This window comes from Mesorhizobium dulcispinae, from assembly GCF_033977345.1.
GTDB classification, from domain to species: Bacteria; Pseudomonadota; Alphaproteobacteria; order Rhizobiales; family Rhizobiaceae; genus Mesorhizobium; species Mesorhizobium dulcispinae.
Window position 1 is genome coordinate 245,199 of record NZ_JAVIIY010000005.1, and the last position, 20,609, is coordinate 265,807.

The window sequence follows — 20,609 nt, forward strand, 5'->3', positions numbered from 1 at the left end:
GCTGATGGGTCCTTCACTGATGGTGGTCGCTTACGCAGGCCCCCTCCGGACGATCGCCCCACAGGACCGCCCGTTCTTCACGCATGTCGTTCTCCCAAAGCAGCTTGGCGCTTTTGAGCGACATCCCTCCGTGATCGCCGAACATGGTTGATAATCCGTTGACGGCGCTCGACATCGGACATGATTTTGCGGAAGCAATGGCGGCAAATCGATGACATAAAGCGAGCCGGAAAGTCCAAAGGGCGGGAAAAGATGCGGACTGTCGTGAAGTTCGTCAAATGGCTGCTGGGCCTCGTGATGCTGGCGGTGGTCGCGCTGTTCGCCTGGCTTTACCTTGCGCCGCCCGAACTGATCCGTGTCGGCTCCGGCTATTCGGCCAAGATCGTCTGCTCCAACGTGTTCATCGCCGGCCGCGACGCGAACGAAGTGCTGGCGGTCGACGTGCAGGCGCCGGGCCATCCGCTGCTCAAGCTGATGAAAGTATCCGTCGACAAGGAAAGGGGGCTTGTTTCGGCTGGCCTGCTTTGGGTTCTGGGCAAGAGCGTCGCCGTCGAGCGCGACGGGATCGGCTGCGCGTCGGTTCCCGACGGCGACACCGGCAAGGCGCGGCAGACCGTCCTGCATATGGCGCCGCCCAGTGCAGCGACACAGCCGGATGCGCTCTGGCCTGACGGCGAGCGGGTGGACACTTCGCAAAATCCGGAGGTTGCAAAGATCGTCGACGATGCTGCCATGGCTGGGACCGGCATGCGCGCGATCGTTGTCGTGAAGAACGGCCGTATCGTCGCGGAGCGCTACGGCGACGGCTTTTCGGCCAGGATACCGCTGCTCGGCTGGTCGATGACCAAGACGGTGAATGCCGCGATCGTCGGCACGCTGGTGAAGGACGGCAAGATGGCGCTCGACAAAAAGGGCCTGTTCGCGCCGTGGAAGGCCGACGGGCGGGCGGCGATCAGCCTTGCCGACATGATGGCGATGTCGAGCGGGCTCGAGTTCAACGAGGACTATGGCGACGTCGCCGACGTGACGCGCATGCTCTATCTCGAAGCGGACATGGCGGGCTTTGCCGATGGCAAGCCGCTCACCGGCGAGGTGGGCAAGGTGTTTTCCTATTCGAGCGGCACGGCCGTGATGCTGTCGCGCCTTTGGCAGGACGCGATCGGCGACAAGGCGAAGGCGCTGGCCTGGCCGCGAACGGCGTTGTTCGAGCCGCTCGGCATGCACAGTGCAGTGCTCGAAACCGACGAGCGGGGCACTTTCGTCGGCTCGTCCTATCTCTATGCCACGGCGCATGACTGGGCGCGCTTCGGCCAGTTCCTGCTGCAGGGCGGCGTCTGGAACGGCGCGCAGATCCTGCCCGCCGGTTTCGTCGACTGGATGCGGGCACCCGCGCCGGCCTCGAAAGTCTACGGCAAGGGCCAGGTCTGGATCGAGGGACCGGGCGATGAGGATAATCCCGGCGCGGGCGCGGCCGCGGGCCTGCCCAAGGATACCTATTGGATGGAGGGCCATGACGGCCAGACCGTCGCCATTATCCCGTCGGAGCAACTGGTCGTGGTGCGGCTCGGGCTGACGCCTGCCAAGCTCGGCTACCGGCCGCAGACAATGGTGGCGGCGCTGGTGAAGGCGTTACATCAATAGGGGCCTGCCAAATTCGGAGCGCCGATCACGCCAAGCCAGGCATAACCGCGATAAAGCGTTCTGAAACGGAAGGTTGCGCCGGTCCGCTCGGCTTCCGATCCAAGGACATCGCGCAGCGAGGCGCGGGGCTCGACATGGAATTTCCGCAGCCAGCCGCGCAGCAAGGTCCTGAACCAGCGCGGCAGGCCTTCCTGCTGGCCGAAATCGACGACATGCAGCGAACCGCCGGGTGCGAGCGCGGCGAGCGCTGCCGAGACGGTTTTTTCCCAGCCGGGGATCATCGACAGCGAATAGGACACGAAGACACGGTCGAAGCGCGCAGTGCCGAAAAGCGCTTTGGCGTCGAAGTCGGTGGCGTCACCGCGCGCCAGGTTGACCTTCGCTGCCAGACCTTCACGGGCTATCGCGGCATTCGCCGTCTCCAGCATTTCGGCCGAGATGTCGAGGCCGAAGAAGCGGCCATCCGGATAGCGACGGGCGGCCAGCACGATGTTGCGGCCCGTGCCGCAACCGAGTTCGAGAACGCTGCCGCCTTGCGGCACGTCGAGCCCCTCAATCAGCCGGTCACGGCCGAGCAGGTAGTATTTGCGGGTTAGATCGTAGATATGGCGCTGCCAGCGATAGACACCGTCCATCAGCTCGGCATGACTGGCCGGCACCTCCGTGGCGCTCATGCGGCGCGCTTCACATAAAGATGGAAGCCGCCATAGATCGCCGAGCGGTCCCTGGCCGAGAATTCGCGCGAGGCCTCGTTCTCATAGTGCCATTGATCGAGCAGCGAGTTGGAGACGCGTCCCGGCAGCAGGCTGGGTTCGGCCGCGGTGCGGAAGATCACGCGCGCGCCAACCGAGGCCGTGCGGGTGATCTCGGTCCACAGATCGTTGAGCAGGTCATCGGTCATCCAGTCCTGCGCATCGAGCAGAATGAAGCGATCGACCGAGCCTGCATCCTTGCCGGCGAGGAATTTGATCAGGTTGGCATGATGGACGGCGACGCGATCGATGTTGGCACGGATCGTCTTGTAATTGCGCTGCTCCAGATAGGCAGGGAGCGCGGCCTCGCCGGGCTCCGGGTAGCGGCGGGCAAACGCCTGCCAGGCGAAATAGTTGCTCTTCAGCGGGAAGTCGCAGGCGAGCTTTTCCAGCCGCGCCTTCAGGACGCTCGCCATCGAGCCGTCGCCGGAGGTGATCAGCGAATCGTACTGCGCCGGCGGAATGCCGAGGCCGAAGAGCGAGGCCTTGCGCGACGTCGCCCATCTCAACAGCTTCTTGTCGAAGATCGGCGCCAGCTCTTCATTGAAGAAACGGCGCTGCTCGCCGATGTTCTCGGCCTTCATGATACCGGCCGGATCGACACCGAACAGCTTGCCGACGCGATGGCCCATGGCGATGAAGAGCCCAAGCAGGCCGGTCTGGTAGAAGTTGCGGTCGAAGACCGAGATGCGGCGCCGGCCACGCCAGTTCCTGCGCTCCCAGTAGTGGCGGCTCACCGGATCGAGATGCGGCGCGATGAAACGGTCGTAAGCTTCCGAATTGTGGCTGGTGTCGGCGGCGCCGAAGAAGCGGAACAGGTCGCCCTGCGAGGGCAGATGGCGCACCGCTTCGAGCTTCATGCGGTTCAGCGCGATATGCGCGGCGTTGAGGTCGACGGCGTCGATCCGGGCCGGCGAGCGGGTGAGGTAAGCCAGAATGTTGCAGCCGCCTGACGCGATTGTGACGATGCGATGCCCGGCACCGAGCTGCATGGCCTCCATGTCGACATCGGGGTCTTCCCAGATCTGCGGATAGACCAGGCCGGAAAACAGGAAAGCGAAAAGCCGCTCGGAAATGCCGTCCTTCGACAGAGCCCGGTTCTGGTAGACGGCTTTTCCAACTTCTTTGCCGCGCCGAAAAACGAGTTCTCCCGATACATCCGACATGGCAAGGTGATTCCCCGTTTGCGTTGGCGCAAGCGGGTAGCGCAGCGTTGTGACAGGCGGGTGACAGCCTGTTGACGTTAAGTTGACGTCAAAGCCCGTCGCGCTGAACCGGATTCGGGCGACGCGCTTTGGTCTTTAGTTCCCATGCATGTCGTTTTCCCAAAGCCGCTGCACACTTTTGGGCGACATGCATCAGGCCTTGCCGAACCCGCCCGGCGTCGGCGTGATGACGGTGACGGCCTCGCCGACATCGAGCGTCGTCTGGTCGCAGGCCTTCAGCACGTCTACCGAGCCGTCATTGCGCCTGACCCTGGTCGAGCCGGCCTCGCCGTCGCCGCCGCCGTTCAGGCCCTGGGGCGGGCGGTTGCGGTGCGAGGAGAGGATGGCGCATTCCATTTTTTCGAGGAAACGGATGGTGCGCTTGGTGCCGTCGCCGGCGTTCCATTTGCCTTTGCCGCCGGAGCCCTCGCGGATGTGGAAATCCTCCAGCACGACAGGGAAGCGCAGTTCCAGCACTTCCGGATCGGTGAGCCGCGAATTGGTCATGTGCGTATGGACGCCGGAAGTGCCGGCAAAGCCGCGGCCGGAATTCATCCGGCCGGCCGGCGAGCCGGAGCAGATCGTTTCGTAATACTGGTATTGCTTGTTGCCGAAGGTGAGGTTGTTCATCGTGCCTTGCGCATTGGCCATCGCGCCCATGGCGCCGAACAGCGCGTTGGTGACATGTTGCGAGGTCTCGACATTGCCGGCGACGACCGCGGCCGGATAGGCGGGCTTCAGCATGCAGCCGTCGGGAATGACGATGTTGATCGGCCGCAGACATCCGGCATTCATCGGGATCATGTCCTCGACCATGACGCGGAAGGCATAGAGCACGGCGGCTCGCGCCACCGGCTCCGGCGCGTTGAAATTGTTCTTCTCGACCTTCGAAGTACCCGTGAAATCGACCGTCGCCTGGCGCTTTTGTCGGTCGACGGTGATCCTGACCTTGATCACCTGACCGGTGTCGGTGGGATATTCGTAATCGGAGCTGTCGGGCAGCCGTTCCAGCACGCGGCGCACGCTCTCGGCGGCGTTGTCCTGGACATGGCCCATATAGGCCTCGACGACATCGAGGCCGAAATGTGCGACCATCTTGCGCAGCTCCGCCACGCCCTTTTCGTTGGCCGCGATCTGCGCCTTGAGGTCGGCGATGTTCTGCGTGGGATTGCGGGCAGGATAGGGATGGTCGGTCAGGAGCGCCTCGAGCTCCTTCTCGCGGAAGCGGCCGCGATCGACGATGCGGAAATTGTCGAACAGAACGCCTTCCTCGTCGACGGTGGTGGCAAGAGGCGTCATCGAGCCGGGCGCCGTGCCGCCGACATCGGCGTGGTGCCCGCGCGAGGCTGCCCAGAACAGGATTTCCTTGCGTGTGTCATCGAACACCGGCGTCACCACGGTGATATCGGGCAGATGCGTCCCGCCATTGTAAGGTGCGTTCAGCGCGAAGACGTCGCCCGGATGGATGTCGCCCGAGTTCAGGCGGATGACGGTTTCGACCGAGCGGTCCATGGAGCCCAGATGCACCGGCATATGCGGCGCGTTGGCGACCAGCGCGCCATGGCGGTCGAACACGGCGCAGGAGAAATCCAGCCGTTCCTTGATGTTGACCGAATAGGCGGTGTTCTGCAGCGTCACGCCCATCTGCTCGGCAATCGACATGAAAAGGTTGTTGAACACCTCCAGCATCACCGGATCGGCCTCGGTGCCGAGCGCCGCCTGCCGGCGCTTTTTCTCGATGCGGCGCAGGAGCACATGGTTCCTGACCGTGATCTCGGCCTGCCAGCCCGGCTCGACGACGATGGTCTGGTTCGGCTCGATGACAAGTGCGGGGCCAGCCACCTTGTGGCCGGGCTTCAGATCCTCGCGCCGAAAAATGCCGGCATCTCGCCAGGCGCCGTCGGCAAAGAATTGCCGGGTCTGCCAGGGGCTTGCCGCCTTGTCTTCGAGACTTGATTCAGTTTCGTCGCGGCCTGTGGTTCCTGTGTCCGCGCCTTCGACGCCGACCGCCTCGACGATCATCGGCTTGTTTTCGTAGACGAAGCCGAACTGCGCCTTGTGGGCGGCCTCGAAATCGCTTCTCGCGCGAAAGATCGAGCCGTGTTCGAAATTCACCGGCAAAGTCGTGTCGGTGCCGTCATAGCGGATCTGCAGGACCGGTCTCGAGGCGATGGCGGTTTCCGCAATTCCTTGCGCCACAAGCTCGGCGACGACGCCCTGGCGCAGTGCCGCAATCAGGTCCTCGACCGATGGGCGGGACTCCTCGGCGAGCGGCTTCAGCAACGCTTGCTGGCGCGAGGCGAAAACCGTCGACAGCCCGATGCCATAGGCCGAAAGCAAGCCGGAAAAAGGATGGATGAGCACCGCTTCGATGCCGAGCGCATCTGCGACCAGGCAGGCATGCTGGCCGCCGGCGCCGCCGAAGCAGTTCAAGAGATATTCGGTGACATCGTAGCCTCGCTGCACCGATATCTTCTTGATGGCATTGGCCATGTTCTCGACGGCGATGGTGACGAAGCCCTCGGCCACCGCTTCCGGCGTTCGGCCATCGCCGATCTCGGCGGCCAAGGCCGCGAATTTCTCGCGCACCGTGCCGACGTCGAGCGGCCTGTCCTGGCCGGGACCGAAGATCGCCGGGAAGACATCCGGCTGCAGCTTGCCAAGCATGACATTGGCGTCGGTGACGGCGAGCGGCCCGCCGCGCCTGTAGGCGGCGGGGCCGGGATTGGCGCCGGCTGAGTCCGGGCCGACGCGGAAGCGGCCGGCCTCGTAATGCAGGATCGAGCCGCCGCCGGCCGCAACGGTGTGGATGCGCATCATCGGCGCGCGGATGCGCACGCCGGCAACCTCGGTGTCGAAGGCGCGCTCGTATTCGCCGTCGTAATGCGCGACGTCGGTCGAGGTGCCGCCCATGTCGAAGCCGATGACCTTTTCGAAGCCGGCGAGCTTCGCCGTCTCGACCATGCCCACGACGCCGCCGGCCGGACCCGACAGCAGCGCGTCCTTGCCCTGGAACATGTCGGCGGCGGTCAGCCCACCCGACGACATCATGAACATCAGGCGAGGGCCGGTGCCCAACTCGCCTGCCACCTTCTGCACATAGCGTGACAGGATCGGCGACAAATAGGCGTCGACCACCGTGGTGTCGCCGCGGCCGACCAGCTTGATCAGCGGTGACACCTCGTGGCTGACCGAGACCTGGCTGAAGCCGATCTTGCGGCAGACCTTGGCCACCGCCTTTTCGTGGTCCGGATATTTCCAGGCATGCATGAAGACGATGGCGACCGCCTCGATGCCGTCGGCCTTGGCCTGCTCGATCGCCGGGCGGCAAGCCGCGATATCGAGCAGGCTCTCGACGCAGCCGTCGGCGCGCACGCGCTCGTCGATCTCGATCACGCGCTCGTAGAGCTGCTCTGGCAGGACGATTTCCTTGGCAAAAATATCCGGACGCGCCTGATAGGCGATGCGCAGCGCGTCGCGAAAGCCCTTGCTGATGAGCAGGAGAACGCGGTCGCCCTTGCGCTCGAGCAGCGCGTTGGTCGCGACCGTGGTGCCCATCTTGATGTCGCCGATCCGGTCCGCGGGGATGGCGGCGCCGGTTTTCAGTCCAAGCAGGTCGCGGATGCCCTGGATTGCGGCATCGGCATAGGCCTCAGGGTTCTCCGACAATAGCTTTCGGGGATGCAATCGCCCTTGCGGGTTACGGCCGATGATGTCGGTGAAGGTGCCGCCCCGGTCGATCCAGAAATCCCATTTCTTGTTGCTGGCTGCGGCGTCCGACATCTGCTTATCCAATGTTTGCGAGCTAAGGCCTTGTTAGTTCGGCTTTTTGGCCCCGGCAATCGGCAGTTGATGTTACATTTGGAAACGCAACGTTACGAAACCAGAGAGCCGCCTGACGCATTTCTCCTGCGACCGTTCACCGAAACGTGAACGCTTGCTGAAGGAGAGATACCATGAAGAAGCTCATTCTGGCGTCTGTTTCGGCGCTCGCCCTGCTGGGGGTCGCGGCTTGCAGCAACAGCGGCACGGACAACACGACCACCCAAAGCACCAATCCGCCGGCCAATGAGCAGCCGATGAAGCCAGCCACGCCTGACGCTTCTAAGCCTGCTGAACCGGCTCCGGCAACACCTCCTGCTGCGCCCGCGCAGTAGAAGTTCATCCAATGAAATGAGGAAGGCCGGCCTTGTGCCGGCCTTTCCTTTGGCGGGACTGCCATCAAGGCTATTCGACCTGCGGCATTGTCCCGGCTTGATAGCGGTGCCCGGTTCGCACTAAGAAGCCGGCATGTCGATTTGGGACCGCCTCGGCGAATTCATCGCTCGTGTTTCGTCGTCGGCGTCCTCGGGCGTCGCCGATGTCGTCGAAGCCGTGCGGACCGTGTTCTCCGGCGACGCGGACCTGCGCCGGCGCGTTGCCTTCTCGGTGGCGATGATCGCGCTCTCGGCCAAGATGGCCAAAGCCGACGGCATCGTCACCCAGGACGAGGTGCGCGCCTTCCAGGAAATCTTCGAGGTGCCGCCCAAGGAAACGCGCAATGTGGCGCGCCTTTACGACCTCGCCACGCGCGACGTTGCCGGGTTCGAGATCTATGCCCAGCGCATGGCGCAGCTATGCGGTTCCGGCCATGCGAATTGCATGATGCTGGAAGACATTCTCGACGGCCTGTTCCATATCGCCAAAGCCGACGGGCTGATCCACGAGCGGGAAGGGCAATTCCTGCATCGCATCGCCGAGATCTTCCGGATCGACGAGGCGCACTACCAGGCAATCCTGTCGCGGCACGTCAATCTCGGTGCCGCCGATCCCTATGTCATTCTGGGCATCGAGCGGGGGAAGCCGTTCGAGGAGGTCAGGAAGCGCTACCGCAAGCTGATATCCGACAATCATCCCGACAGGCTGATCGCGCGCGGCCTGCCGCAGGAATTCATCAAGATCGCCACGACAAGGGTCGCCGCGATCAATGCCGCCTATGAGATGATCGAACGGGGCCTCAGGCACGCATGAGTGGTTTTTTGCCCGACCAGCCAGGTGCCGAGGTCAGGGTGTCGCCGAATTTCGGTCCGCGGCGCGAGACGCTCAAGCCCGACATGATCGTGCTGCACTATACCGGCATGCCGACGGGCGCCGGCGCCGAGGCGTGGCTGTGCGATCCGGCAAGCGAGGTGTCCTCGCATTATCTCGTCCACGAGGACGGCCGCATCGTGCAGATGGTGCGCGAGAGCGACCGCGCCTGGCATTCAGGCAAGAGTTCGTGGTTCGGGCGCACCGACATCAACTCCTGCTCCGTCGGTATCGAGGTCGTCAATCCCGGGCATTCGCTGGGCTACAAAGCCTTCCCGAAGCAGCAGATCGACGCCGTGATCGGTTTGTGCGAGGGGATCATCGACCGGCACTCCATTCCACCGCAAAGGGTGCTCGCGCATTCCGATGTGGCGCCGGGACGCAAGGTCGACCCCGGCGAGAAGTTTCCCTGGAAAGCGCTCTTTGCGGCCGGCGTCGGCCACCTCGTTCCCGCGACCCCTATCAGCAATGGCGCGGCGCTGAAGCTGGGCGACACCGGCGCTGACGTGGAGGCACTGCAATCGATGCTGGCGCTTTACGGCTACAGCGTCGAGATATCGGGCGCCTTCGATCGCCAGACGGAGATCGTGGTGGCGGCGTTTCAGCGGCATTTCCGGCGGCGACTCGTCGACGGCGTGGCGGACGGCTCGACGATCCGCACGTTGCAAAGGCTGCTGGCTTCCGTTAAGGCGGCCTCGCCCAAATAGTCTGGCCAGGCTACCTAAATTACAATTTGTCATACAAAGTGAATTGCCTCGCCTTCATTGGCGCCAATTCCGTCTCCAAAGGCATCCCCCGCAAGTTGTCGGACGTCTATCCCCCCAAGATGCTCCGATGTTGAGTTGGCCCAGCCGCGCGAAGTTCTTCGCGCGGTTCTAACAGAACAGGACTACATGCCAAGATTGACCGTTGTAGCGGCAGCCGTTGCTGCCGGAGTGATGACTTTTGCCTTCAGCCCGGCGAACAGTGCCCCCCTTAGCTTGCGGGCGGCCGACAATGGGTTCGCAGCGACCCCCGCAGCGCCGAAGGTAGCCCCCGATCCCAAAACCGTAAAAACCAAGAAAGTCGCCGAGGCGAAAGTGCAGAAAGTCGCTGCAGCGCGGTCGGCGAAATCAACGGTCAAGCGCAATGCGAAGCGCGGCAGGCAGACCATCGATCTGATGGCCACAGCTTCCATCCATCCAGAAAAGGCATCGTTGTCGGCTGCCCCCGCCGGCGGCGGTCAGTACTCGGCAATCATCGCCCGCTATGCGGCAAGCTACGGCGTTCCGGTGTCGCTCGCCAGGGCCGTCATCAAGATCGAGAGCAACTACCGGCCGAACATGGTCGGCAGCGCCGGCGAGATCGGCCTGATGCAGATCAAGCCGGCGACGGCGCGTATGATGGGCTATACCGGTTCGGCCAAGGGACTATTCGATCCCGACACCAACATCAAATACGGCATGAAGTACCTCGCCATGGCGCAAGGCCTCGGCGGCGGCACGACCTGCGGCACGATCCTCAAATACAATGCCGGCCATGGCGCGAGGCGGATGAACCCGGTTTCTGCCGCCTATTGCAGCAAGGTGAAGGTGCAGATGGCGGCGCTCGGTTCGCCCGCCTAAAGGCGAGTTTGCCTTTTTCATTTGCGTTTTCAGGCGGGAATCCCTTTATACGCGCTTGCCAGCTGGCCGGGCGGCCGCGCCCGCAAGAGCCGAAAGGCTGCGGGTGAGGAAAGTCCGGGCTCCATGGAGACACGGTGCCGGCTAACGGCCGGCGGGGGCAACCCCAGGGAAAGTGCCACAGAAAGCAAACCGCCGCGGCGAATGCCGCGGCAAGGGTGAAAGGGTGGGGTAAGAGCCCACCGCGCGACTGGCAACAGGAGCGGCACGGCAAACCCCACCGGGAGCAAAACCGAATAGGGGCGGTGCGAGGGGAAACCTTCGAGGGCTGTTTCCGGCCCACCGCCCGGGTAGGTTGCGTGAGGCGTGTGGCGACACGCGCCCAAGATGAATGGCCGCCACGTTCTCGCGCCGCAAGGCGCGAGGGCCATACAGAACCCGGCTTACAGGCCAGCTGGCATTTTTCTCCGCGACATCCAACAGAGTTCCTGAAATCAGCGAGTTGTGCCATCAGGCTCGCCGGATGATTCAGGACAGCGAACACGCACTTCTTGAAGCCGGTACGATTAAATCGTACCTTGTAACCGGCGGACAAATATCAGGAGCCGGTGATGGGTCAGGTCGACAAACGCAGCATAACGCTTTCTCCCGAACTGGCGCAGGCTGTCGACGACGTGGTTGCCGCCGGTGAGTACGCCTCGGCGAGCGAGGTGATCCGCGACGCGCTCAGGCAGTGGAAGGACCGGCGCGACCTGCTCGGCTACACCGTCGAGGAATTGCGCAAGCTGGTGCAAGAGGGAATCGACAGCGGCCCTGGCCGGTTCGTCTCGATGGATGAAATAAAGGCCGAGGCGCGCAGGCGCTGGAAGTCAAACGGGGCGGCATGAGCTCTCTGCGCATCGTTCGAGCCGCGTAAGCTGAAGAAGATTTGATCGCCATCTGGCTTTACGTCGCAGCCGACAATGAAGCTGCAGCGGATCGTCTCCTCGATTGAAAGCCGCTGGCAGCAACTGGCTGCCTATCCTTTTCCGGGCCTCCGCGCGACGACATTGCGCCAGGTGTTCGCCATCTCATCGTCGGCGATTACCTCATCCTGTATCGAGTTGGCGAGTATGCGGTCGAAATCCTCCGTGTGCTGCACGGACATCGCAAGGTCGGAGCCGACGATCTCACGAGGTGATCGACTCAACGGCCGACCTTGTCCAAAGACGCCTCGATCGCCTGCCAGAGCTCCTCGACCGGCTCGCAGCCGATGGCCAGTCGCACGAAGCCGGGAGGCACGGCGTCGCCGCGTTTCGAGCGCCGCTCGGCCGATGTATGCACGCCGCCGAACGAGGTCGCCGATTCAATCAGCGCGCAATTGTTGATGAAATCCTCGGCCTTCTCTTCCGACGCCAGTTCGAACGAGATCAAAAAGCCGAAGCGCTCCATCTGAGCACGCGCCAGATTGTGCGAAGGATCGCCCTCGAGGCCCGGAAAGCGCAGACCGCTGACGGCGCGATGTCCCTTGAGACGGCGGGCGATCGTTTCGGCCGAAGAGCACATGCGGTCAAAGCGCACGTCCAGCGTTTCGAGACCGCGATGCACGAGCCATGCCTCGAACGGCCCAGGAATGCTGCCTGCCGTCTCGCGCCAGTCCTTGACCCTGGCGATAATATCCGGATCGCGGCTGGCGACGTGGCCGAACAGCACATCCGAGTGGCCGTTGATCGCCTTGGTATCGGCCGACACCACAATGTCGGCGCCGAGGTCGAGCGGACGCTGGCCAAAGGGCGTCATCGTCGTGTTGTCGACGACCAGGACCGCGCCTTGTTGGTGAGCCGCCTTGGCGACGGCGGCGATGTCGCAGATATCCAGCCGCGGATTGGACGGGCTTTCGACGAAGACCAGCCGGTAGCCGGCGAAACCGCCGTCGAGCATGCTCGATGTCGGCCTCACATCATAAGTGACGCCAAGCGGCTTCAGGAAACGCTCCACCAGCGCACGTGTCGTGTGGTAGCCGTCCGAGGGCAAGAGAATGCGGTCGCCCGATTTGACGAGCGAAAAAAACGCCGCCGAAATCGCGGCCATTCCCGACGGAAAGGCGACGCATTGCGCATCTTCCAGATGGCCAAGCACATGCTCGACGGCGTGCCATGTCGGATTGCTGAATCGGCCGTATTGATCGAAGCCCGTCGCGTCGCCCGGCGAATGGAAGATCGAGGCCATTGTCAGCGGCAGGGGGATGGGATCGCCCTTGGCGAAATCGCCGCTGCGCAGATGGGCAAGTGTCGCGGCGCGTGACTTCGCGGTTTCGGCCATGGGCTCATTCCTCGCTGAACAGAGGTTCGACGCTAGGCGCGGCGAAGGCTCGCAGCAAGCCGCGTCTTTTTGGGCCAGGGCGTTCTAAACGCTTCGTTAGGCTTAATAGAGGATAAAGACGAGACGTGCCGTCAGCCTGCTCTTCTTGGTTGTAGAGCGCGCGTTTGTGATGCCTGTTCCCGTTGACGCCCATAGTACCCCATGATATCCCATTCGCATCATCAAGCTTTCGTTCCGCGTCAGGGTGAAGCGTACGCCAATCGGGCAGTCGCGGCGGCTGTGCGTTTGCCGGTTTTCGCCCTGGTGAATGAGGCGATTTGCCGCGAGGCGATGCGCGGCGGCGGCGCGGAGAAAAACATGGGAAGGGGTGCGGCGGCGACAGCGGCTGTAACGTGTAGTGGACCGATTTCTGTCAAACGCAGTGAACAGGATCGATGCGAAGGGGCGGGTGTCCGTTCCGGCGCATTTTCGCGCGGTCGTGCAGAAACGTGGCTATGCGGAGCTCTATGCGCTACGCTGCCTCGACCTTCCGGCGATGGACGTCGGCGGGCTCGACCTGCTCGACCGCTACGAGCAGCGGATCGCGCTGGAGGATCCCTTCCTGCAGACGGCGGACGACATGTCCTTCTTCTGTCATGGCGACGGGACGTTCCTGAAACTCGACCAGGACGGCCGCATTACGATGAGCGATTTCATCCGCGAGCACACGGGCATCTCGAACGAGGTGGCCTTTGTCGGCCGCGGCAATTTCTTTCAGATCTGGGAACCGGGCCGGCTTGCCGCCTATGGGGCGCAGGCGCGGGCCAGGCTTTTGCAGCTTCGGCAGGGGACGAAGCCTGGGGAGCGACCGGAATGATGGCTGGCCACGGCGATGATCCTCACGCCGTTGGCGGACTGGTCCGTCACATTCCGGTCCTCCTTGCCGAAGTGCTGGAGGCGCTTGAGCCGAAGGCGGGCGAGACGATCGTCGACGGAACGTTCGGCGCCGGCGGCTACACCGGCGCCATCCTCGAGCGCGGCGCTTCGGTCGTGGCGATCGACCGCGACCCGGATGCGATCGCCGCGGGCAGGTCTCTGGAACGGCAGGCCGGCGGCAGGCTGAAGCTGGTGGAGGCGCCGTTCTCGACGCTGGACGAGTATGTCGGGAGCGCCGACGGCGTCGTGCTCGACATCGGCGTCTCGTCCATGCAACTCGACCAGGCCGAGCGCGGCTTTTCCTTTCGCGCGGACGGGCCGCTCGACATGCGCATGGCGCAGGCGGGCTTGAGCGCCGCCGACGTCGTGAACACCTTCAAAGCGGGCGACCTTGCACGCATCTTCGGTTTCCTCGGCGAGGAGCGGCATGCCGGCCGCATCGCCCGCATGATCGAGGGCCGGCGCGAGAAGCGGCCCTTCGAGCGCACGCTCGATCTGGCCGACGCCATCGCCACCCATATCGGCCGCGCGCCGAAGGACAAGATCCATCCGGCCACCCGCGTCTTCCAGGCGCTGCGCATCTTCGTCAACGATGAGCTCGGCGAACTGGCGGGCGCGCTATTCGCCGCCGAGCGGGTGCTGAAACCCGGCGGACGACTGGCTGTTGTGACCTTCCATTCGCTGGAAGACCGCATCGTCAAGCGCTTCATCGCCGATCGCGCCGACGCAGCCAGCGGATCGCGTCATATGCCCGACGCGCCGGCGCGGCTGGCGACCTTCCGCAAATCCGGCGGCGGGGTGACGCCGGGGGAGGCCGAGATCGCTGCCAACCCGCGGGCGCGTTCGGCCAGGCTGCGCGCGGCGATCCGCACCGACGTGCCGGCGCGCCCCGGCGACTTTTCGATTTTCGGCCTTCCAAGGCTTCCCGCCGTCGAGCGGCCGGGGGAGAGGTAAGCACGTGTTTCGTACCAGCGACATTGTCCTGATCGCCGTCATGGTCTCGGCGGCGGCGTTGACCTACAAGACCAAGCGCGAAGCCGAGGACCAGCTGGCGGCGGTGCAGAAGCTGCAGGCGCAGATCCGCTACGAGGAAGACACGATCGATCTTCTGAAGGCCGACTGGAGCCTGCTCACCCAGCCCGCGCGGCTGCAGAAGCTTGCCGAAATCTACAAGTCGCAGCTCGGGCTCGAGCCGCTCAACGCCCGCCAGATCGGCGGGCTCGACGACGTGCCGATGAAGCCTGTCAACATCGAGGACCTGTCGTCGCAGCGGCTTGGCGGCGTGGCCGACAATTCCGGTAAAGAGCCTCCGGCCGGCAAGGATCCGGTGGTCACCGGGAGCACCGTGCAATGATCGGCAGGCTTCCAAGGATCGGCAACCTGCTCAAACGTCGAAAGAAGGTGGCCGAGGACGGGTCGATCGTCGTCGATGCCGCCCGCAAGGCGACCGGCGGCAAGGCCAGGACCCGCATCGTCATGACCATGGCGGTGTTCTTCACCATCTATTCGACGATCGCCGGCCGGCTGGTCTATCTCGGCCTGCAGAATCCGGACATGTCGGGCGGCCCGCAGAGCCGCGTCACCGCGTCGCGGCCGGACATCGTCGACCGCAACGGCGAGGTGCTGGCGACCGACATCAAGACGGCGTCGCTGTTTGCCGAGCCACGCCGCATCGTCGACGCCGACGAGGCGATCGAGAAGCTGTCGACCGTGCTTCCCGAGATCGATTATGAGCAGACCTACCACAAGCTGAAAAGCGGCGCCGGCTTCGTCTGGCTGCAGCGGCAACTGACGCCGAAGCAGCAGGCCGACATCATGGCGCTCGGCATTCCCGGTCTCGGCTTCCGCACCGAAAAGCGTCGCTTCTATCCGAGCGGCGAGACGTCCTCCTATATTGTCGGGCTCACCAACATCGACAATCAGGGCATCTCCGGTATGGAGAAATATATCGACGACCAGGGCCTGACCGACCTGCAGGCGTCGGGGCTGGCGGTGGCCAGGGACCTGAAGCCGGTGAAGCTGTCGATCGACCTGCGCGTCCAGCACGTCGTGCGCGACGAGGTGGCGACCGGCATGGAACGTTTCCACGCGATCGCTGCGGGCGCGGTGGTCCTCAACATCAAGACCGGTGAAGTGCTGGCCATGGCCTCGGTGCCGGATTTCGACCCCAACAATCCCTACAACGCCCAGGACAAGGACCGGCTGAACCGCATGTCGGCCGGCCTCTACGAAATGGGCTCGACCTTCAAGAGCTTCACCACCGGCATGGCGCTCGATTCCGGCAAGGTGACGCTGGAGAGCCGCTTCGACGCGTCCCGCCCGATCAGAATAGGCCGCCAGACCATCCATGACTTCCACAGCAAGGGCCGTGTCCTTTCGGTGCCTGAAGTGTTCATCTATTCGTCCAACATCGGCTCGGCCAAAGAAGCCGAGGCTGTCGGCATCGAAGGGCATCGCGAGTTCCTGCATCGGCTTGGCGTGCTCGAAAAGATGCAGACGGAATTGCCGGAAGTGGCGCGTCCGACCGAACCGAAAGTCTGGAAGCAGGTCAATTCAATCACCATCGCCTTCGGCCATGGCGTCTCGACGACGCCGCTGCAGACCGCCGTCGGCTGCGCCGCATTGATGAGTGGCTATCTGATCGAGCCGACTTTTCTGCCGCGCACGGCAGAACAGGCAATGGAGGTGGCCAAAAGGGTGGTCAAGGAAAAGACCGTGGAAGGGATGCGCTATCTTTACGCGCTCAACGCCGAGAAGGGTTCCGGCAAGAACGCCAGGGTTCCGGGCTACCGCGTCGGCGGCAAGACCGGCACGGCGGAGAAGGTTGTCAACGGACGCTACTCGAAGGAAAAGAATTTCAATGCCTTCGTCGCGGCTTTCCCGATGGACGATCCGCAATATATCGTGCTGACGATCGCCGACGAGCCGAAGCCGGAAAAGCCCGGCATGGGGGCCACCGCCGCCTCGAATGCGGGCATCATGGCAGCCAACATCATCAGGCGTGCGGCTTCCATGCTTGGCGTGAAGCCAGATTTCAGCCATGAAAATGGTGCAACGCTGGTTTCCTATCAGTGATTCTTGGGGCGCGCCGGCAACTGCGCGCTATTTTGTTGCGGTGAACGGGACTCAATGCATCTAAAAGATCTAGCCGGTATCCTGCCTGTCGAGGGAATAGCTTCCCGCGATCTGGAGGTTACCGGTCTCTCCTCCGATTCCCGCCAGGTAAGGCCGGGCGTCGTCTTCTTCGCGCTCGCCGGCAGCAAGGCCGATGGCTCGGCCTATGCGGCCGACGCCGCGGCAAAAGGCGCGGCTGCAGTTGTCGCCGCCGAAGGGAATACCATTTCCGGACTGTCGATCCCCGTCCTTGCCGTGGACGATCCGCGCCTGGCGCTGGCGCTGAGCGCCGCGCGCTTCTTCGGCAAGCAGCCAGAAACGATGGTCGCCGTCACCGGCACCAGCGGTAAGACATCGGTTGCCGCCTTTACCCGCCAGATCTGGGAACAGGCCGGTCTTGCCGCCGCCTCGATCGGCACGACGGGTGTCGTGGCGCCTGGCCGCAACGAATATGGTTCGTTGACCACGCCGGATCCGGTGGCGCTGCACCAGCTGCTCAAGGAACTGGCGGAAGCCGGCGTCACCCATGCCTCGATGGAAGCCTCCAGCCACGGCCTCGATCAGCGTCGTCTCGACGGCGTGAAGCTCGCCGCCGGCGGCTTCACCAATCTCGGCCGCGACCACATGGATTACCATCCGACGGTCGAGGACTATCATCATGCCAAGCTGCGCCTGTTCGACACGCTGCTGCCGAAAGGCGCGCCTGCTGTGATCTTCGCCGACGATCCCTGGTCGGAGCCGACGGTTCATGCCGCGCGGGCAGCGGGTCTGAAAGTGCTGACAGTCGGCCGTCACGGCGAATTCCTCACCCTGAAGCGCGTCGAGCATGAGCGGCGGCGGCAGCGCGCCGAAGTCGAGGCCGACGGCGTGCTTTACGAAATCGATCTGCCGCTGGCCGGTGATTTCCAGATCGCCAATGCGCTGGTTTCGGCCGGTCTTGCCATCTCGACTGGAACATCCGTCGGCAAAGCCTTGGCCGCATTGGAGAAACTCAAAGGCGCGCCGGGCCGGCTCGACCTTGTCGGCACGACGCCGGCCGGCGCTCCGGTCTATGTCGACTACGCGCACAAGCCCGACGCGCTGGAAAATGTGCTGACCTCGGTTCGCCCGTTCACCACGGGCCGGGTCGTTGTCGTGTTCGGCTGCGGCGGCGACCGCGATCGCGGCAAGCGGCCGATCATGGGCGAGATCGCCACCCGGCTCGCCGATGTCGTCATCGTCACCGACGACAATCCGCGCACGGAAATCCCCGAAACCATCCGCGCGGCTATCCTTGCCGCGGCACCCGGCGCCATCGAGATCGGCGACCGCCGCAAGGCGATCCACGAGGCGGTGGCGATGCTTCATGCCGGCGATACGCTGATCGTCGCCGGAAAAGGGCATGAGGAGGGCCAGACCATCGGCACCGAAACCTTGCATTTCTCCGACCATGAGGAAGTGCGCGAGGCGCTCCAGGAGCGCGCCGCATGAGCTTGCTATGGACATCGGAAGCACTCGTCGAGGCCATGGGCGGCAGGCCGATCGGCTCGCTGCCGGAAGGCATCACCGGCATTTCCATCGACAGCCGCAGCCTCGAATCGGGGGACGCTTTCTTCGCCATTAAGGGCGAGACGATGGACGGCCACGATTTCGCGACCGCCGCGGTGAAGGCGGGCGCTGCCGTACTGGTCGTCGCGGAAGGCAAGCTGCCGTCGCTCGGCCGGCTGACGGCGCCGATGATCGTGGTGCAGGATGTGCTTGCGGCGCTCGAGAAGCTCGGCGTTGCGGCGCGCGCACGCTCAAGGGCCAAGATCGTCGCGGTGACCGGCTCGGCAGGCAAGACGACCACCAAGGAGGCGCTGCGCCATGTGCTGTCGGCGGTCGGCAAGGTGCATGCCTCGGCGCAGTCGTTCAACAACCATTGGGGCGTGCCGCTGACCCTGGCGCGCATGCCGCAAGACTGCGACTACGCGGTTTTCGAGATCGGCATGAACCATCCGGGCGAGATCAGGCCGCTGGTCAAGATGGTCAGACCGCATGTCGCGATCGTCACGCTGATCGCCGCCGCCCATCTTGGCTTCTTCAAGAATCTCGACGAGATCGCCACGGCCAAGGCCGAGATTTTCGAAGGCATCGAGCCCGGCGGCGCCGCGCTGCTCAACCGCGACGATCCGCGCTGGAAGCTGCTCGGCAAAATGGCGAAAGAGGCCGGTGTCGAGCATGTCTTCGGCTTCGGCGAAAACGGCCGCTCGGCCTTCCGCCTTGCCGGCTGCGACCTTTACGCCGATCATTCCGATATCGCCGTCAAGATCGGCAAGAAGGACGTGACGGCCCGTGTCGGAGCGCCTGGCCGACACATCGTGCAGAATGTGCTGGCCGTGCTGGGGGCCGCGCAACTGGTCGGCGCCGACCTCGACAAGGTAGCGGCAGCACTTGCTGACCTTTCGGCTGAGCGCGGGCGCGGCAGACGCCACATATTGCATCACCCAAGCGGCCCGATCACGCTGATCGACGAGAGCTATAATGCCAACCCGGCGTCGATGGCGGCAGCCATGGCACTGCTCAACGCCACGCCGGTATCGGGCGAGGGCAGGCGCATCGCCGTGCTCGGCGACATGCTGGAGCTCGGCAGCCATTCGGCGAAGCTCCATGCGGCGCTTGCCGAACTCATCGTCGGCACGGAAACGCGCAACGTCTTTCTCGGCGGCCCGGAGATGCGGGCGCTGGCCAAGGTTCTGCCTTCCGACGTCGAAACCGAATACCGGGCAGGCGCGGAAGAGCTGAAGCCGGTCGTCATGTCGGCAATCAGGCCCGGCGACGTGGTGATGGTCAAGTCGTCGAAAGGCATTGGATTTTCAAAGCTGGTCGAGGCATTGCTCGGCAAATTTCCGGCGGAAGCCACAACCATTGAACCGACCTGAGGTCGGGCTCCGGGGGACGGAAGCGCATGCTCACTTTACTCGTTGATTTCGCGGACAAGATCTCGGCCTTCAATGTCTTCCGCTACATCACCTTTCGCACCGGCGGCGCGCTGATCACGTCGGCGCTGATCGTCTTCATATTCGGGCCGACCATCATCAATTCGCTGCGGCTTCGTCAGGGCAAGGGCCAGCCCATCCGTGCCGACGGGCCGCAGACGCATTTCAAGAAAGCGGGCACGCCGACCATGGGCGGGCTGATGATCCTTTGCGGCATCATCGGCTCATCGCTTTTGTGGGCGAACCTTTCCAGCATCTATGTCTGGGTTGTGATGCTGGTGACGCTCGGCTTCGGCTCGATCGGCTTCTACGACGATTATCTCAAGGTGACGAAACAGTCGCATCTGGGCTTCTCCGGCAAGGCGCGGCTGGCGATCGAATTCGTCGTCGCCGGCATCGCCGCCTGGGTGATCATGCACAACGGCCAAGCGCCGTTCTCGTCCTCGCTGACCTTTCCGTTCGCCAAGGAGTTCCTGATCAATCTCGGCTGGTTCTTCGTGCCGTTCTCCTGCTTCGTCATCGTCGGCGCCGGCAATGCCGTGAACCTGACCGACGGCCTCGACGGCCTGGCAATCGTGCCGATCATGATCGCTGCGGCATCTTTCGGCGTCATCGCCTATCTTTCGGGCAACGCGGTCTTCGCCGAATATCTGCAAATCCATTTCGTTCCCGGCACCGGCGAGCTCTCGGTGGTGCTCGGCGCGGTCATCGGCGCCGGCCTCGGCTTCCTCTGGTTCAACGCGCCGCCGGCCGCGATCTTCATGGGCGACACCGGCTCGCTGGCCATGGGCGGGCTGATCGGCACCATCGCGGTCGCCACCAAGCACGAGATCGTGCTGGTCATCGTCGGCGGCCTGTTCGTGGTGGAGATCCTGTCAGTCATCATCCAGGTCGGCTACTTCAAGATGACCGGCAAGCGCGTGTTCCTGATGGCGCCGATCCATCACCATTTCGAAAAGCTCGGCTGGACCGAAAGCCAGGTGGTGATCCGCTTCTGGATCATCGCCGTCATCCTGGCGCTGGTCGGCCTCTCGACCCTCAAGCTCAGATAGGACA

The 20,609-nt window shown here is 63.8% G+C and carries 18 protein-coding genes and 1 other RNA gene; 15 read left to right on the plus strand and 4 right to left on the minus strand.

The features are described 5' to 3' along the window. The first annotated feature begins 252 nt into the window (after positions 1 to 252). On the plus strand, positions 253 to 1,641 hold the full coding sequence (locus tag RFN30_RS14140; RefSeq protein ID WP_320262701.1) for a serine hydrolase domain-containing protein: 1,389 nt from the start codon (positions 253 to 255) through the stop codon (positions 1,639 to 1,641). On the opposite strand, the gene RFN30_RS14145 is transcribed toward RFN30_RS14140, so the two are convergent. From RFN30_RS14145 to RFN30_RS14155, 3 genes are all read right to left on the minus strand, one after another. Beyond that, positions 1,635 to 2,315, minus strand: coding sequence for a class I SAM-dependent methyltransferase (locus tag RFN30_RS14145; RefSeq protein ID WP_320262702.1), 681 nt, complete (start codon positions 2,313 to 2,315; stop codon positions 1,635 to 1,637). The two genes, RFN30_RS14140 and RFN30_RS14145, sit on opposite strands and share 7 nt — an antisense overlap. After that, entirely contained in the window at positions 2,312 to 3,559 is a 1,248-nt protein-coding gene (locus RFN30_RS14150) for a BtaA family protein (RefSeq protein WP_320262703.1), read from the minus strand. Before RFN30_RS14150 ends, RFN30_RS14145 begins: the two co-directional genes overlap by 4 nt. Before the next feature lie 192 nt (positions 3,560 to 3,751). Then, positions 3,752 to 7,381, minus strand: a complete 3,630-nt coding sequence (locus tag RFN30_RS14155) for a hydantoinase B/oxoprolinase family protein (protein WP_320262704.1) — start codon at positions 7,379 to 7,381, stop codon at positions 3,752 to 3,754. Positions 7,382 to 7,554: 173 nt separating this feature from the next. Between RFN30_RS14155 and RFN30_RS14160 the strand changes: the two genes are divergently transcribed. From RFN30_RS14160 to RFN30_RS32390, 7 genes are all read left to right on the plus strand, one after another. After that, positions 7,555 to 7,755 (plus strand): hypothetical protein, encoded by a 201-nt coding sequence (locus tag RFN30_RS14160; protein ID WP_126099249.1) that lies wholly within the window; start codon positions 7,555 to 7,557, stop codon positions 7,753 to 7,755. Between the two features lie 133 nt (positions 7,756 to 7,888). After that, complete coding sequence (locus RFN30_RS14165; protein ID WP_320262705.1) at positions 7,889 to 8,608, plus strand: TerB family tellurite resistance protein; 720 nt, start codon at positions 7,889 to 7,891, stop codon at positions 8,606 to 8,608. Further along, positions 8,605 to 9,372: a peptidoglycan recognition protein family protein gene (locus RFN30_RS14170; protein WP_320262706.1), complete on the plus strand. Its 768-nt coding sequence runs from the start codon at positions 8,605 to 8,607 to the stop codon at positions 9,370 to 9,372. The genes RFN30_RS14165 and RFN30_RS14170 overlap by 4 nt, the downstream gene beginning before the upstream one ends. A gap of 186 nt (positions 9,373 to 9,558) precedes the next feature. Then, positions 9,559 to 10,269 carry a lytic transglycosylase domain-containing protein gene (locus RFN30_RS14175; RefSeq protein WP_320262707.1) on the plus strand — a complete coding sequence of 237 codons (711 nt, stop codon included), beginning with the start codon at positions 9,559 to 9,561 and terminating at the stop codon, positions 10,267 to 10,269. A 58-nt stretch (positions 10,270 to 10,327) separates the two neighbouring features. After that, positions 10,328 to 10,728, plus strand: an RNA gene (gene rnpB / locus RFN30_RS14180) — RNase P RNA component class A. 149 nt (positions 10,729 to 10,877) lie between these two features. Continuing rightward, positions 10,878 to 11,153 (plus strand): type II toxin-antitoxin system ParD family antitoxin, encoded by a 276-nt coding sequence (locus RFN30_RS14185; protein ID WP_292112573.1) that lies wholly within the window; start codon positions 10,878 to 10,880, stop codon positions 11,151 to 11,153. A gap of 185 nt (positions 11,154 to 11,338) precedes the next feature. Further along, positions 11,339 to 11,446 carry a hypothetical protein gene (locus tag RFN30_RS32390; protein WP_430699045.1) on the plus strand — a complete coding sequence of 36 codons (108 nt, stop codon included), beginning with the start codon at positions 11,339 to 11,341 and terminating at the stop codon, positions 11,444 to 11,446. A gap of 5 nt (positions 11,447 to 11,451) precedes the next feature. Here the strand turns inward: RFN30_RS32390 and RFN30_RS14195 are convergent, their stop codons facing one another. Next, positions 11,452 to 12,567: a cystathionine gamma-lyase gene (locus RFN30_RS14195; RefSeq protein ID WP_320262708.1), complete on the minus strand. Its 1,116-nt coding sequence runs from the start codon at positions 12,565 to 12,567 to the stop codon at positions 11,452 to 11,454. Positions 12,568 to 12,964: 397 nt separating this feature from the next. Between RFN30_RS14195 and mraZ the strand changes: the two genes are divergently transcribed. The 7 genes from mraZ to mraY are packed head-to-tail and all read left to right on the plus strand — an operon-like array spanning position 12,965 to position 20,605. Further along, positions 12,965 to 13,423, plus strand: coding sequence for a division/cell wall cluster transcriptional repressor MraZ (mraZ, locus tag RFN30_RS14200; RefSeq protein WP_320262709.1), 459 nt, complete (start codon positions 12,965 to 12,967; stop codon positions 13,421 to 13,423). Next, the gene (gene rsmH, locus RFN30_RS14205; protein WP_320262710.1) at positions 13,420 to 14,436 is read left to right on the plus strand and encodes a 16S rRNA (cytosine(1402)-N(4))-methyltransferase RsmH; all 1,017 of its coding nucleotides are present in this window, start codon (positions 13,420 to 13,422) and stop codon (positions 14,434 to 14,436) included. The genes mraZ and rsmH overlap by 4 nt, the downstream gene beginning before the upstream one ends. A 4-nt stretch (positions 14,437 to 14,440) precedes the next feature. Next, positions 14,441 to 14,836, plus strand: coding sequence for a cell division protein FtsL (gene ftsL, locus RFN30_RS14210; RefSeq protein ID WP_320262711.1), 396 nt, complete (start codon positions 14,441 to 14,443; stop codon positions 14,834 to 14,836). Further along, positions 14,833 to 16,557: a peptidoglycan D,D-transpeptidase FtsI family protein gene (locus RFN30_RS14215; RefSeq protein ID WP_320262712.1), complete on the plus strand. Its 1,725-nt coding sequence runs from the start codon at positions 14,833 to 14,835 to the stop codon at positions 16,555 to 16,557. The genes ftsL and RFN30_RS14215 overlap by 4 nt, the downstream gene beginning before the upstream one ends. Before the next feature lie 54 nt (positions 16,558 to 16,611). Beyond that, positions 16,612 to 18,066 carry a UDP-N-acetylmuramoyl-L-alanyl-D-glutamate--2,6-diaminopimelate ligase gene (locus RFN30_RS14220; protein ID WP_320262713.1) on the plus strand — a complete coding sequence of 485 codons (1,455 nt, stop codon included), beginning with the start codon at positions 16,612 to 16,614 and terminating at the stop codon, positions 18,064 to 18,066. Further along, on the plus strand, positions 18,063 to 19,496 hold the full coding sequence (locus RFN30_RS14225) for a UDP-N-acetylmuramoylalanyl-D-glutamyl-2,6-diaminopimelate--D-alanyl-D-alanine ligase (RefSeq protein ID WP_320262714.1): 1,434 nt from the start codon (positions 18,063 to 18,065) through the stop codon (positions 19,494 to 19,496). Before RFN30_RS14220 ends, RFN30_RS14225 begins: the two co-directional genes overlap by 4 nt. Positions 19,497 to 19,522: 26 nt before the next feature. Then, a complete protein-coding gene (gene mraY, locus RFN30_RS14230) occupies positions 19,523 to 20,605 on the plus strand; it encodes a phospho-N-acetylmuramoyl-pentapeptide-transferase (RefSeq protein WP_320262715.1) in 1,083 nt (360 codons plus the stop codon). Positions 20,606 to 20,609: the final 4 nt, after the last annotated feature.